This is a genomic window from Chromohalobacter moromii (assembly GCF_023091865.1).
Taxonomy (GTDB): Bacteria; Pseudomonadota; Gammaproteobacteria; order Pseudomonadales; family Halomonadaceae; genus Chromohalobacter; species Chromohalobacter moromii.
In genome coordinates this window covers 259,039-272,231 of record NZ_JAHXDI010000004.1, presented here as the reverse complement: position 1 = coordinate 272,231, position 13,193 = coordinate 259,039, and the positions used below count along the sequence as shown (strand labels likewise).

Below are 13,193 nucleotides of genomic sequence, written 5' to 3'. Positions count from 1 at the left end.
ATGCCCATGACTCGCAGTTCGGACACGCCCACTTCTCCCCGCGCATCTCTCAGCTACAAGGATGCTGGCGTGGACATCGACGCCGGCAACGCGCTCGTCGAACGTATCAAGGGGGTCGCCAAACGTACCTCCCGACCCGAAGTAATGGGCGGCCTGGGCGGCTTCGGCGCGTTGTGCCAATTACCTAGCGGCTACCGTGAGCCGGTATTGGTGTCCGGCACCGATGGGGTGGGCACCAAGCTACGCCTGGCCATGGACCTAGGCCAGCATGACACCATCGGCATCGACCTGGTGGCCATGTGCGTCAACGACCTGGTCGTCGCCGGCGCCGAGCCGTTGTTCTTCCTCGACTACTATGCCACTGGCAAGCTGGATGTCGAGATTGCCGCCGACGTCGTCACCGGTATCGGCGAAGGCTGCGCCCAGGCGGGCTGCTCACTGATCGGCGGCGAGACCGCCGAAATGCCCGGCATGTACGCGGGCAGCGACTACGACCTGGCCGGCTTCTGCGTCGGCGTCGTCGAGAAATCCGAGATCCTCGATGGCAGTCGCGTCGCCGAAGGGGATGTGCTGCTCGGGCTCGCCGCCTCCGGCCCGCACTCCAATGGCTACTCGCTGATCCGCAAGATCCTCGACGTGAGCCAGGCCAACCTTGACACCGACATCGACGGAGTGACCTTGCGTGACGCCTTGCTGGCACCGACACGCATTTACGTCAAGCCACTGCTGTCGTTGATCAAGGACAGCGACGTGGCCGTACACGCCCTCTCGCACATCACCGGCGGTGGCCTGCTCGAGAACGTCCCCCGCGTGCTGCCCGAAACGCTCACCGCGCGCATCGACGCCGCAAGCTGGACGCGTCCTACGGTCTTCGACTGGCTGCAACGTGAAGGCAACGTCGACGAGCACGAGATGCATCGCGTGCTCAATTGCGGCATTGGCATGGTCGTGGTCGTCTCTGCAGCGCAGGCCGAACACGCTCAGGCCACGCTCGAGGCCGCCGGCGAGACGGTGCATCGTCTCGGCGACATCGTCGCGCGCCAAGGTGAGGAAGAACAAGTTCGTCTGGAGAATGTCCGCTCATGAATGCTACGACCCAAGCCGACACCTCCGAAGGGAACAACTTCGAAGCGGAACCGGCCGAGAAACGTCGCGTCGTGGTGTTGATCTCCGGTAACGGTAGTAACCTGCAGGCGCTACTCGACGCACAACAACACGACGAGCTCGGCGGCGAGATCGTTGCCGTGATCTCCAATCAAGGCGATGCCTACGGCCTGATCCGCGCCAAGGAAGCCGGTGTCGACTCCGTCGTGCTACCGCATCGCGAGTACGACGACCGCGAGGCTTACGACCGCGCGCTGATCAAGGTCATCGACCGCCACACCCCGGATTTGATCGTGCTTGCGGGGTTCATGCGCATTCTTACCCCGACATTCGTGCATCGCTATGCCGGCCGTATGCTCAATATCCACCCTTCGCTGTTGCCGGATTATCCAGGGCTGGACACGCATACCCGCGCCCTGGCCGATGGCGTGTCGGAGCATGGCGCCAGCGTGCACTTCGTCACCGAGGAACTCGATGGCGGGCCAGTGGCCTTGCAGGCCGCGCTCAGGGTCGACCCCGGCGCTACCGCCGAGCAGGTCATCGAGAAAGTCCATGCCCGCGAGCACCTGATCTACCCGATCGCCGTGCGCTGGTTCCTCGAAGGCCGCTTGAGCCTGGGGGCAAACGGCGCTCAGTTCGACGGCATGCCGCTACCGCCCACCGGACTGCGGATGTCGCATGAAGACGCCGCGGAAGAGCTCGACGAGGAAGGGTAGAACCCAGCTTCGGGCTTCGGGCTTCGGGCTTCGGGCTTCGGGCTTCGGGCTTCGGGCTTCGGGCTTCGGGCTTCGGCAGCATTTTGGCTCGCTGCTCGTGGCCCGTTGCCCGTAGCTCGCTGCTTACGTCCTCGGTAGCGTCACGCCACGCTGCCCCATGTACTTGCCGCCACGGTCCTTATAGGACACGTCACAGACCTCGTCGGATTCCAGGAACAGCATCTGCGCCACGCCTTCATTGGCATAGATGCGCGCGGGCAGGTTGGTGGTATTGGAAAACTCGAGCGTGACGTGTCCTTCCCACTCAGGTTCCAATGGCGTGACATTGACGATGATGCCACAACGCGCGTAAGTCGACTTGCCCAGGCAAATGGTCAACACGCTGCGCGGGATCCGGAAATATTCCACGGTGCGCGCCAAGGCAAAAGAGTTGGGCGGTATCACGCAGACGTCGCCTTTGACGTCGACGAAACTCTTCTCATCGAACCCCTTGGGATCGACCACGGCCGAATGAATATTGGTGAACACCTTGAATTCATCGGCGCAGCGCACGTCATACCCGTAGCTGGAGGTTCCATACGAAATCACTCGCTGCTCGTTCACGTAACGAACCTGGTCCGCCTCGAACGGCTCGATCATGCCCTGGCCCTCGGCCATGCGCCGAATCCATTTGTCGGATTTGATGCTCATTGAAGTTTCCTGCTCAGTACGCTGTCGCGATGAAATCGGGTCGTCTCCGCGAACGCTTGGTCTGTGAACACTCGGTCTTTGCAAACAAAGGGGGCCGTTATGATAACGGCCCCATCGCGTCACGCAAACGTTAGGTGACGAACGTCACTCACCAAAGCTGATGGTCGGCGACTCGTCGGACTGCGCGTCGATCCCCTCGGCCACGGAGCGCGCCACCTGACGGAACGTCTGCGCGACGTTGCCTTCAGGGTCAGCGATCACACTGGGCTTGCCGCCGTCGACCTGCTCGCGAATCGCGCCGTCGAGGGGCAGTTGACCCAATAGCCGGGTCTGGTACTGCTCCGCAATGCGCTCGCCGCCACCACTACCGAAGATCGGCTCCTGGTGGCCACACTGCGAGCAGACATGCTGGCTCATGTTCTCGACGACGCCCAGCACCGGCACGTTGACCTTGCGGAACATCTCAATGCCCTTCTTGGCATCGAGTAACGCGATGTCCTGAGGCGTAGTCACGATCACCGCACCGCTTACCGGCACTTTCTGCGCCAGGGTCAGCTGCACATCGCCGGTACCCGGTGGCATATCGACGAACAGGTAATCGAGATCTTTCCAGGCGGTTTGATTGAGCAACTGCTGGAAAGCCCCCGCAACCATCGGGCCGCGCCAAACCATGGGTTCATCGATATCCACCATGAACGCCATCGACATCGCCTGCAGACCATGAGCCTCCAACGGCTTGAAGGCATTTTCGCCCGCCGGCTGCGGCCGCACCCCAGGCGCGATCCCCAGCATCTGCGCCTGGCTGGGACCGTAGATATCGGCATCGAGCAAGCCCACTCGGTAACCCTCGGCGGCCATCGCCAGGGCTAGATTGACGGTCACGGTGGACTTGCCCACGCCCCCCTTGCCCGACGCCACGGCGACGATATGCTTCACGCCTTCGATCACATCAACTCTCCTTTCCACGATATGCTCATCTGCGGTGCGCCAGCCAGGCTGACAGCTCGATACGCCCAGTATAACGTCCCGCGATGGCACTTACCCAAGCGTTTCAGTCAACTTTTCGCCAGGCACTTCCGGGGGACGCGACACACAGGCTAGGCGTGTCGTCTCAACTCTCAGGCATGACCTCGAGCTTGGTACGAATGAAATCGCTGTGACTGACATAAAGGAGATCGGCGAGACGCCGGACGCGGTGCTCTTCCAAGGCATCGAGTTCGCCGTCGGCAAAGGCCAATTGCCACATCTGCGCTACCAGCGCCACGCGGTCTTCGTAGCCGTACTGCTCGCGAATCAGCCTGACGAATTCATAGTGGTCAACGGCCTGTTCGACTTCGGTTTCGGCCAACGACATCAATTCATCGACGTCGTCCGGGGCAATCGTCAGGCGTGTGGTCAATAGCTCCTGCAGCATGGCCCTTTCGCGTGGGTCGTGTTCGTAATCGGCACGCATGATCTCGCACAACAGGGCGGCTACCGCCAGTTCCAGCGTCACCTGCCGACGCGCCGCTTGCGGAGACTCCAACATGCGTTGAAAGAATTGCTGAATGCCTTCGATACTCAAGGGATGCTCCTATAACAAAAGATGACGTGGCCTGTGACACCTTCTGCGTGCAAGGGTTGCATCTGGCGACTCACTCAGCCGTGGCGTAATGCGCCTTGAGGTTCATGAACTTCTCCACAAAGGCGTCCATCACCGGCGGATCGTACTCACGCAGCCCGCTGACCACCAACTTCTTGGAGCCATGACCAATGGCCGTGTCGCCGTCGGTCATCTTGAATTGCAGCAAGGCATCGCCTCGCTTGCCGCTGACATCCAGCGTCGCGCCGGCAAAGGCCACGCCGGCCTCGGCGACGTCCAGCCGCGACAACGAGAAGCCCATGCTGTCATAGATCACCAATGGTCGCTGGGGATTGAACATAACTCCCTGCTCTTCCATCAGCGGTTTGAGATAATGCGGGAAATTGCGCCCCGAAAAGGCCACATAACGGCGCGTAAAGGCCTCGATGATGCCAGCGTCGTGGGTAATATCCCCGCCGCGCTCGACCTCAAGATACACCTTGCCATTGGCATCGGTTACTTGGACGGTATCGCCGTGCTGAGCGAAGCACAGAGGTACGCTGTCACCGACCATGCCCTTGAAGTGGAAGGTCATGCGTTGCGCCAGGCCAAAACGTGCCATCACCAAGGCGAACAACAGATCGCCCGGCACACAGAAGCGCCGCGCATCCGCATCGTGAATGGGATTGTAATCGCCAGCGATACACTTGGCGAAACGGCTTGCCTGCTCGGCCGTAATACATAGCCGATCATCGGTAACGGTGTGAAAGTCGTCGAGAAACATGCGCTTATCCCTGCCCATCAAGAAGCGCCCACCACGGCGCGGATCACGAACGCCAAGATGGTATCAAATTCATTGGCGCTCGGGCGCGGACCCCGCACACATTTCTCAACATAGCGCCACCAGACGATAACATCGAGCGCTCAATCGGCATCTAGCTCAAGATAATGGCGAAAAATGCCGTCTTCGTTAAACGCTTGGCGTCGAGCGGACCTGAGATAGGTGGCGATACGCGGCAATGCCGACACACGCTCGCTCAAGGCCATAATGCCGGGAATCGAGGGTGCCTGTGCCGCCATCGCACGGGGCATGGCGTAGCGCAGGCCACTGACGGTTTGAAAAAGCGAGAGGTCGACATAACTCAAGGCATCGCCGACGAGATATCTCTTGCCAGCCGGATTGCGTGCCAAAACATCCTCGAAGTATCCGAGAAACTTGCCCAGTCGCTCCTGCCGGAATACATGGGAACGCCGGCGCGCCTCGTCTTGCTGTTCTTCGTAATACAGCGAACTGCCGATGGGGTGATGTACATCATGAATCTCGGCGATGAAGTCGGTCATCGTTAGTTGCAAGCCATGCACCCAATCACGGCTGGCCTCGTCGTCCGGTACCAGGTCGAGCCGCGGCCCCAGGAAACGCAGGATATTGGCGACATGCGACACGAGCCGCTCCTGAGCTTTGAGAATCGGCGGCGCGAAAGGCGGATAGGCCTCGAATGGCGCGGCCTCACCTTCGAGCAGATCGCCGATTGCGCTCACGCCATCCTCACGTTCACGCGCCACGTCGACGTAGTCGGCCCCCGCCGCCTCGAGCGCCAAGCGCACATATTCACCGCGCCCGGGAATGCCCGGCCAATAATACAGCTCGTATTGCATGAGAGGTCTCCTCAAGATATACGGATTCAGCGTAGCAGCCCCGCCGGAGTGACTGGCGAGGCAAGTGCCGGATTGCTACCATGCGCGCCTTCACTAGCACTCGTCACGAGACATATGCGGTATCGCGTCAAGCTTTTCCCCGAGATCACCATCAAGTCCCGCCCCGTGCGTAAGCAGATGGTTCGTTGTCTGCGCACCAACCTGCGTAACATCCTGACGCCGCTGGTCCCGGATGTGCGGATCGCCGACTGCTGGGATGCACTGGAGGTGCGGGTCCGCCACGCCATCGACGATGCTACCCGCGAGCGCCTGGAAGCAACGCTATCGTGCGTGCCCGGCATCCACGAGGTGCTGGTGATCGACGTGCATACCTTCGCCTCCTTCGCCGACACCGCTGAACGCCTGGTAGCGCTGTGGCGAGCGCCGCTGGCCGGCCGCCGGTTTCGCGTCAGCGTCAAACGCCGCGGACAGCACGACTTCACGTCGGCGGACCTCGAGCGCTACCTGGGCGGCGCGCTGCTCGATGCCAGCCCGGACGCCAAAGTGGACCTCTCACACCCGGAGGTGGATGTCACGCTGGAATTGCAGGATCAGCACCTGCGCCTGGTGACCCGCCGCTTGCCCGGCCTGGGCGGTTATCCGCTGGGTACTCAAGGCCAGGCACTGGCACTCATCTCGGGCGGCTACGATTCGCCGGTGGCGGCCTGGCGCTTGATCCGGCGCGGGCTCAAGACGCATTACCTGTTCTTCAATCTCGGCGGCCCGGAACACGAGCAAGCCGTACGTGAGGTCGTGCATCAGGTGTGGCAAGGCTACAGTGCATCGCACCATGCCTACTTCATCAGTGTGCCTTTTGACGGTGTGCTCAATGAAATCCAGCGCCGTGTGCCCGCCGGTCTGGCAGGCGTCGTGCTCAAGCGCATGATGCTGAGAGCTGCCAATCGCGTCGCGGCACGCGCGCGCATTTCAGCACTCGTCACCGGCGATGCCTTGGCGCAGGTGTCCAGTCAGAGCCTGGTCAACCTGGGACTCATCGACACGGTCAGTGAGCGGCCCGTTTTACGCCCACTCATCGCCGACGATAAGCAGACCATCATCGAGGATGCGCGCCGCATCGGCACCGCCGCCCATGCCGAGCGCTTGCCGGAGTATTGCGGCACGATCTCGCAACGTCCCAATACACGCCCCAGACCCGGCCAGGCCGACGCCGCAGAGGCCGACTTCGATATGGACGTGCTCGAGGCGGCACTCGAAGCCACCCGCCAGACGCGGGTGGACCGCCTGCTCGACACGCCCGCCCCGCGCACGCTCGACGTGCCCGTCATCGAGAGTGCCGAAGCGCTGAGCGAGGCCGGTGACGTCACAGTCATCGACATTCGCCATCCCGATGAGCGCGATGCAGCGCCGTTGAATCTGCCACAGAGCGAGTCGTTGACGATCCCGTTCTTCGAGCTCGGCGAACGCGCCGCGCACCTGCCATCGCATCGACGCTACGCGCTCTATTGCGATCAGGGCATCATGAGCAAGATGCAGGCGCTGCGGCTCGCCGACCAGGGGCTGACGAATTTCATCGTCTATCGCGGCAACCGCAGCACCGAGCGCTAAACCGTCATTCGTCGTCACCACAGGGTTGTCATGCACTCACCGGTTCTCGCCATTCGTCACACGCCGCTGGTCGCCGTGTACGGCACGCTCAAGCGGGGCCTGCGCAATCATCATTGGCTCGCCGGCGCCGACTTCATCGGTGCGGATACGCTCCGTCATGTCACTCTCTACGATCTAGGGCATTGCCCCGGCGCCAAGGCGGAGCCCTCCCACGGTATCGACGTGGAACTCTATCGGGTCGATGCGCAAGGGCTACGCAACCTCGACCAACTCGAGGACTATCGCGTGCGCGCACCGCGCAATGGGACCTACGACCGCATCATTCATCACACCGCCTTCGGCCCCGCCTGGCTTTATCTCTACAATCTCGATGTCACGGGGTGCCCGGCCATCCGTACCGGCGGCTGGCCAAGCACGTCCTGAGCGTTACCCTTACCGATGTGTCATCAGCGCATCGGCCGCGTCAATGTTGTCTTCCGCATCACGGATGCAGCCAAGCGCCAAGCGGGCTACAATCGCCTTTTCGTCGATGTCATTCGCGACGCCTTCTTTCGTTTCCGACTTTCGTCATTAGAGCCACCATGCCGACTACCGCCAACGCCAAGCGCAAGATCCTGGTTACCAGTGCCCTGCCCTATGCCAACGGCTCGATTCACCTGGGCCATTTGCTCGAGTACATCCAGACCGATATCTGGGTGCGCTTCCAGAAGAGCCGCGGCCACGAGTGCCATTATGTATGTGCCGACGATGCCCATGGCACCGCCATCATGTTGCGCGCAGAGCAGGAAGGCATTACCTCCGAGCAGTTGATCAGCAACGTCAGCGCCGAACACCAAGCCGATTTCGCCCGCTTCGGAGTGGCGTTCGACAATTATCATTCGACGCATTCGGAAGAGAACCGCCAGCACAGCGAGCGCATCTATACAGCGCTTCGCGATGCCGGGCATATCTCAACGCGCGACATCGAGCAGATGTATGACCCGATCAAGGGCTTGTTCCTCGCCGACCGCTTCATCAAGGGCACCTGCCCCAAGTGCCATAGCGACGATCAATACGGCGATAACTGCGAAGCGTGCGGTGCGACCTACACGCCGGCCGAGCTGATCGGTCCGGTCTCGGCGATCAGCGGTGCTACGCCGGAAGTTCGCACCTCCACGCACTATTTCTTTAAGCTCCCCGACTTCGCCGACTTCATGCAGGGCTGGATCAATGGCGGTCATGTGCAACCGCAGATCCGCAACAAGCTACTGGAATGGTTCGAGTCAGGCTTCAACGAGTGGGATATCTCCCGCGACGCGCCCTATTTCGGCTTCGAGATCCCCGATGCGCCGGGCAAATATTTCTATGTCTGGCTGGACGCGCCAATCGGTTATCTGGCCAGCTTCCAGAACCTCTGCGAGCGTGAAGGCATCGACTTCGACAGCTACTGGCGCCGCGACTCGGAAGCAGAGGTCTATCATTTCATCGGCAAGGACATCGTCTACTTCCACGCCCTATTCTGGCCAGCGATGTTGGAGGGCGCCGGGCTTCGCACGCCGACCGGCGTCAATTGCCACGGTTTCGTTACCGTCAACGGCGCCAAGATGTCCAAGTCGCGCGGTACCTTCATCAAGGCGCAGACCTACGCCGAGTATCTCAACCCGGAATATCTGCGCTACTACTTCGCCGCCAAGCTCACCGCCGGGGTCGACGATCTTGACCTCAATCTCGAGGACTTCGCCTCGCGCGTGAACTCGGACCTGGTCGGTAAGGTGGTCAACATCGCCAGCCGCTGTGCAGGCTTCGTGAAGAAGCTCAATGGCAACCAACTCGCCGCGCGCTGTGCCGAGCCAGAGCTAGTGGCGCGCTTCGCTGACGCCGGCGAGGCGATCGCCGCCGATTACGAAACGCGCGAATTCGGCCGCGCCATGCGCAAGATCATGGAGCTCGCCGACGAGGCCAATGCCTATATCGCCGACAAAGCGCCCTGGGTACTCGCCAAGGAAGAAGGTCGCGAGCAGGAAGTGCTCGATATCTGCTCGGTGGGAATCAACCTTTTCCACGTGCTGATGGTCTACCTACAACCTGTGGTGCCGACCATGGCGGAGCAGGCACGCGTCTTTCTACAGGTCGATTCTCTCGACTGGGAAAGCCGACATCACGTGCTCGAAGACCACACCATCGCCAAGTTCAAGCCGCTGATGACGCGTGTCGACACCGATAGAATCGCGCAAATGACCGAGGCCTCCAAGGAAGTGCTCGCCGAGGAGCAAAAGCTCAAGGAACAGGCCAAGGGCCCGCTGGCCGACGATCCAATCGCCGATGAAATCGGCTTCGACGATTTCGCCAAGCTCGATATGCGCATCGTGCGTATCGCCAAGGCCGAGTACGTCGAAGGCGCCAAGAAGCTGCTCAAGTTGACGCTCGACCTGGGTGGCGAGACACGCACCGTTTTCTCAGGCATTCGCGCCGTCTATGCGCCCGAGGCGCTGGAAGGACGCTTGACCGTCATGGTCGCCAACCTGGCGCCGCGCAAGATGCGTTTCGGCGTTTCGGAAGGCATGGTGCTGGCCGCTGGCGACCAGGAGGGCGGTATCTATCTGCTGTCACCGGACAGCGGCGCGGAACCCGGCCAGCGCGTGACTTGAGGAGGTAAGGTGTCCGCTAATCCCGCGCTCATCGAGACCCTCGACGCCGAACTGCCGCAGACGCAATGCGGAAAGTGCGGGCATCCCGGCTGTCGCCCCTATGCCGAAGGCATGGCCGCCGGCGAGGCGATCAATAAATGCCCGCCCGGTGGCGAGGCGACTATGGCGCGTCTGGCCGAATTGACAGGTCAAGCGCGCCAGCCCCTCGCGCAGCCTGCAGAGTCTCCCAAGGTAGCGTATATTCGCGAGGCAGAGTGCATCGGCTGTACCAAGTGCATCCAGGCGTGCCCGGTAGACGCCATCCTCGGCGCGGCCAAGCAGATGCATACCGTCATCGCCGGGGAATGCACCGGCTGCGAACTGTGTGTCGCGCCCTGCCCGGTCGACTGCATCGATATCCTGCCGCATCCCGAATGGCTCGCGGCAGAGACCCAAGCCCAGCAAGACGCCTACTTGGCCAAACGTGCCGAACTGGGTCGACAACGCTACGAGGCACGCCAGCAACGTCTCGCCCGCCAGGCCGAGGAAAAACGTCGCAAACGCGAACGTCGTCAGGCGGCCGCATCGGCAAAAGCCAATCGCGAGACGGGTTCCGCTCAGCCAATACAACACAACGACACCGACGGCGTGGATACCACGTCACTCAAGGCGACGCGTGCCACGCTGGTTGCCGGACTCAAGCGTGTGGAACGTCAACGTCAGCGCGACGGGCTAGATCCCGAGGCACGCCGAGCGCTCGATGAACGCGCCGAGACGCTGACCTCGCGCCTGGCGGATATCGATCGGCAACTCGGCAGCGCGCAGGCACCGCGCGCCGACACCTCTACCACACACCATCGGCGCATGGCCGTCAAAGCCGCTGAGCAGTCCTTGCGCAAGGCTCGCCAGCAAGTCACGCACGCCGAGCGCCACGGCGATGCCGCCAGCCGCGAGGCCGCATACGGCCAGGTCGACGAGGCCCAGCGCATGCTCGACGCCGCACGCGCCGCGTTCGATTCTCCCTCATCGACGTAATTCGCCCATGAACGCTCAAAAACGCTACGAGATCTTTTCGCGCCTGCGCGATAACAACCCCACACCGACCACGGAACTTCACTGGCAGACGCCTTTCGAGCTACTGACGGCGGTGTTGCTCTCGGCCCAGGCGACGGATGTCGGCGTCAACAAGGCCACGGCGCGCTTGTTTCCCATCGCCAATACCCCACAAGGTATCCTCGACCTGGGCATCGATGGGCTCAAGGACAAGATCAAGACCATCGGCCTGTACAACAGCAAGGCCGACAACCTGATGAAAACCTGTCACCTGTTGCTCGAACGGCACGGCGGCGAGGTGCCGGACACCCGCGAGGCACTGGAAGCGCTGCCCGGTGTCGGCCGCAAGACCGCCAACGTGATTCTCAATACGGCGTTCGGCCAGCCGACCATGGCGGTGGACACGCATATATTCCGGGTCGCCAACCGCACGCGTATCGCGCCAGGCAAGAACGTTCTCGAAGTAGAGCAAAAGCTGATGCGCCACGTGCCCAAGGATTTTCTGCACGATGCCCATCACTGGCTAATCCTTCATGGACGCTACACCTGCGTGGCGCGCAAGCCGCGCTGCGGTAGCTGCGTGATCGAGGATCTCTGCGAGTACAAGGAGAAGACCGAGATCGGCTGACGCGTGACATCTATCACAGCGCTTATGTCCCTATGAGCACCTCGCGATAGGCATCACGCCACGCAGGCCATTGCCAGGCTCGCGCGTCGGGCAGCCCCGGGCGCGAGGCCGGGTCGGTCAGCCATTGCGCGAGTGTGGCTTCGAGCGTCGTCTGATCGCCCGCGTAGCGATACGCCGACGCGTAATACTCGGGAAAGCACAGGCGATCCGGCACCAGCGGTACGCAGCCCTGCGTCACCGCCTCCATGACCGCCAGCCCTTGGAATTCATGATCGGTCGTCGACACCACGATATCGGCGCTATCAAGCATATCTCGGTAGACATCGCCGGGCTGCTCACCCCAGCACACGATACGCTCGCCCAGCCACGCACGCGACGCCTCGAAGACCGGCGGCTGATCGCGGAACTGCTGGCCTAATACCGCCACCTCGAAATCGATGCCCCGCGTGGTCAAAGTTTCCAGTGCCGTGAAGAACGCCTCGGGATTTTTGTCGTATTCCCAACGATGATTCCATAGAACTCTTCGCCCCAAGCGCGCGGGCTTTGGCGTCTCCTCGGACATGGGCACGGGGAGCACGACGGCCTTCTCGGCGATGCGTGATAGCACGCTATCGAGCGGCAGACGCTCAGGCATGCGTTTGAGGAAGTCGCGCGCCCCGCGCAATAGGCTGTCGCGGTTGTAGGCACTGTTGAAGACGACGACATCGGCTGCCAGGGCCGTGTAGAGGTTGACCATTAGCGGCTCGGCACGGATGCGTTGGCCCTTGGGAAGCGGATAGGCAAACTGGTTTTCATGGAAATACACGACCTTGCGCGCACGTGCCAGCGAGGGGCAAAGACCCACCAAGGTCGCCAGATCGACCATCGAGGTGGCGACGACCAGGTCGTAATCCTCATGGAGACAGTCCCTCTCCTGGCCCAGCCAAGTCAGAGGGTTGCCACGGATGCGCCAGGGAAAATGCCGCGGTGGCAGTTCCAAGCGCCGCCAGTCGATCTCGGGGAACTGCTGCTGCAGACCATCCGCCCAATGGCGATGACTCATGGCAGCATAGGCGGAAAGCAATAGGGCCTTCACGGCAGACTCCTGCTAAAAAGGGCCCATGGTAGCCAACCGCGGCGATGACCGGAAAGTGGCGTCGGCACCGAGGACGACGGGCCTATTCGGCAGGCTGTGTACCGCCCTCTCCGGGCTCGCTGCTCCCATCCCGGGGCGGCAGCGCGGCATCCTCGCTGGACATCGCCCCACTGCCTTGCGCACCGCGTCGATAGATCACCTTGCGCGTGCCGCCATCGCAACGTCCCACGACCTCGCCCCCGGCGAGGTCATCGCCCTCGCGAACTCCGTCCTCGTCGACGCGTTCGCTGGCAATAATATCGAGCTGGAAGTCCTCAACGCCATTGGCACGAATCTTGGCTTCGATCTCATCTTGCAGGGCATCGCAGGCCATGACCCCGGTGTTTCCACGGTCTCCGTCATTATCTTGCTGCGGTGTCTCCTGGGCGCTCGCGATGACCGGCAACGCCATCATTCCCAATGCCAGCCCTTTTGCCCACCAATGATTCATCATGACCGC

General features: G+C 61.8%; 14 protein-coding genes. 7 read left to right on the top strand and 7 right to left on the bottom strand.

What is annotated here, in order from left to right; genetic code table 11:
- Positions 1–6: 6 nt before the first annotated feature.
- Together purM and purN are read left to right on the top strand one after the other, a co-directional pair.
- Positions 7–1,086, top strand: coding sequence for a phosphoribosylformylglycinamidine cyclo-ligase (gene purM / locus KZO83_RS14215; RefSeq protein ID WP_247621255.1), 1,080 nt, complete (start codon positions 7–9; stop codon positions 1,084–1,086).
- Positions 1,083–1,820: a phosphoribosylglycinamide formyltransferase gene (purN, locus tag KZO83_RS14210; RefSeq protein WP_247621254.1), complete on the top strand. Its 738-nt coding sequence runs from the start codon at positions 1,083–1,085 to the stop codon at positions 1,818–1,820. Before purM ends, purN begins: the two co-directional genes overlap by 4 nt.
- A 123-nt stretch (positions 1,821–1,943) precedes the next feature.
- Here the strand turns inward: purN and dcd are convergent, their stop codons facing one another.
- The 5 genes from dcd to KZO83_RS14185 form a co-directional block, all read right to left on the bottom strand.
- Positions 1,944–2,510: a dCTP deaminase gene (dcd, locus tag KZO83_RS14205; RefSeq protein ID WP_040241625.1), complete on the bottom strand. Its 567-nt coding sequence runs from the start codon at positions 2,508–2,510 to the stop codon at positions 1,944–1,946.
- Positions 2,511–2,654: 144 nt separating this feature from the next.
- Complete coding sequence (gene apbC, locus KZO83_RS14200) at positions 2,655–3,455, bottom strand: iron-sulfur cluster carrier protein ApbC (RefSeq protein WP_247621424.1); 801 nt, start codon at positions 3,453–3,455, stop codon at positions 2,655–2,657.
- A 166-nt stretch (positions 3,456–3,621) separates the two neighbouring features.
- Entirely contained in the window at positions 3,622–4,074 is a 453-nt protein-coding gene (locus KZO83_RS14195) for a tellurite resistance TerB family protein (protein WP_418904313.1), read from the bottom strand.
- A 70-nt stretch (positions 4,075–4,144) separates the two neighbouring features.
- Entirely contained in the window at positions 4,145–4,855 is a 711-nt protein-coding gene (locus KZO83_RS14190; RefSeq protein WP_178997303.1) for a DUF3581 family protein, read from the bottom strand.
- A 140-nt stretch (positions 4,856–4,995) separates the two neighbouring features.
- Positions 4,996–5,727, bottom strand: a complete 732-nt coding sequence (locus tag KZO83_RS14185; RefSeq protein ID WP_247621253.1) for a glutathione S-transferase — start codon at positions 5,725–5,727, stop codon at positions 4,996–4,998.
- 114 nt (positions 5,728–5,841) lie between these two features.
- Here KZO83_RS14185 and thiI point away from each other — a divergent pair, with 114 nt between their 5' ends.
- The 5 genes from thiI (at position 5,842) to nth (ending at position 11,619) form a co-directional block, all read left to right on the top strand.
- The gene (thiI, locus tag KZO83_RS14180; protein WP_247621252.1) at positions 5,842–7,332 is read left to right on the top strand and encodes a tRNA uracil 4-sulfurtransferase ThiI; all 1,491 of its coding nucleotides are present in this window, start codon (positions 5,842–5,844) and stop codon (positions 7,330–7,332) included.
- A gap of 30 nt (positions 7,333–7,362) precedes the next feature.
- Positions 7,363–7,755, top strand: coding sequence for a gamma-glutamylcyclotransferase family protein (locus KZO83_RS14175; protein WP_247621251.1), 393 nt, complete (start codon positions 7,363–7,365; stop codon positions 7,753–7,755).
- Between the two features lie 158 nt (positions 7,756–7,913).
- Complete coding sequence (metG, locus tag KZO83_RS14170) at positions 7,914–9,959, top strand: methionine--tRNA ligase (protein ID WP_178997297.1); 2,046 nt, start codon at positions 7,914–7,916, stop codon at positions 9,957–9,959.
- Between the two features lie 9 nt (positions 9,960–9,968).
- The gene (locus KZO83_RS14165) at positions 9,969–10,973 is read left to right on the top strand and encodes an RnfABCDGE type electron transport complex subunit B (RefSeq protein WP_247621250.1); all 1,005 of its coding nucleotides are present in this window, start codon (positions 9,969–9,971) and stop codon (positions 10,971–10,973) included.
- A 7-nt stretch (positions 10,974–10,980) separates the two neighbouring features.
- Positions 10,981–11,619: an endonuclease III gene (gene nth / locus KZO83_RS14160; protein ID WP_247621249.1), complete on the top strand. Its 639-nt coding sequence runs from the start codon at positions 10,981–10,983 to the stop codon at positions 11,617–11,619.
- Between the two features lie 22 nt (positions 11,620–11,641).
- Here the strand turns inward: nth and KZO83_RS14155 are convergent, their stop codons facing one another.
- Positions 11,642–12,694, bottom strand: a complete 1,053-nt coding sequence (locus KZO83_RS14155) for a tRNA-queuosine alpha-mannosyltransferase domain-containing protein (RefSeq protein WP_247621248.1) — start codon at positions 12,692–12,694, stop codon at positions 11,642–11,644.
- Between the two features lie 82 nt (positions 12,695–12,776).
- Positions 12,777–13,187, bottom strand: a complete 411-nt coding sequence (locus KZO83_RS14150) for a DUF1161 domain-containing protein (RefSeq protein ID WP_247621247.1) — start codon at positions 13,185–13,187, stop codon at positions 12,777–12,779.
- Between the last annotated feature and the right edge of the window lie 6 nt (positions 13,188–13,193).

Coding starts and splice junctions, on each gene's coding strand:
- purM (WP_247621255.1), top strand. CDS start 7: ATGACTCGCAGTTCGGACACGCCCACTTCTCCCCGCGCATCTCTCAGC.
- purN (WP_247621254.1), top strand. CDS start 1,083: ATGAATGCTACGACCCAAGCCGACACCTCCGAAGGGAACAACTTCGAA.
- dcd (WP_040241625.1), bottom strand. CDS start 2,510: ATGAGCATCAAATCCGACAAATGGATTCGGCGCATGGCCGAGGGCCAG.
- KZO83_RS14190 (WP_178997303.1), bottom strand. CDS start 4,855: ATGTTTCTCGACGACTTTCACACCGTTACCGATGATCGGCTATGTATT.
- KZO83_RS14185 (WP_247621253.1), bottom strand. CDS start 5,727: ATGCAATACGAGCTGTATTATTGGCCGGGCATTCCCGGGCGCGGTGAA.
- thiI (WP_247621252.1), top strand. CDS start 5,842: ATGCGGTATCGCGTCAAGCTTTTCCCCGAGATCACCATCAAGTCCCGC.
- KZO83_RS14175 (WP_247621251.1), top strand. CDS start 7,363: ATGCACTCACCGGTTCTCGCCATTCGTCACACGCCGCTGGTCGCCGTG.
- metG (WP_178997297.1), top strand. CDS start 7,914: ATGCCGACTACCGCCAACGCCAAGCGCAAGATCCTGGTTACCAGTGCC.
- nth (WP_247621249.1), top strand. CDS start 10,981: ATGAACGCTCAAAAACGCTACGAGATCTTTTCGCGCCTGCGCGATAAC.
- KZO83_RS14150 (WP_247621247.1), bottom strand. CDS start 13,187: ATGATGAATCATTGGTGGGCAAAAGGGCTGGCATTGGGAATGATGGCG.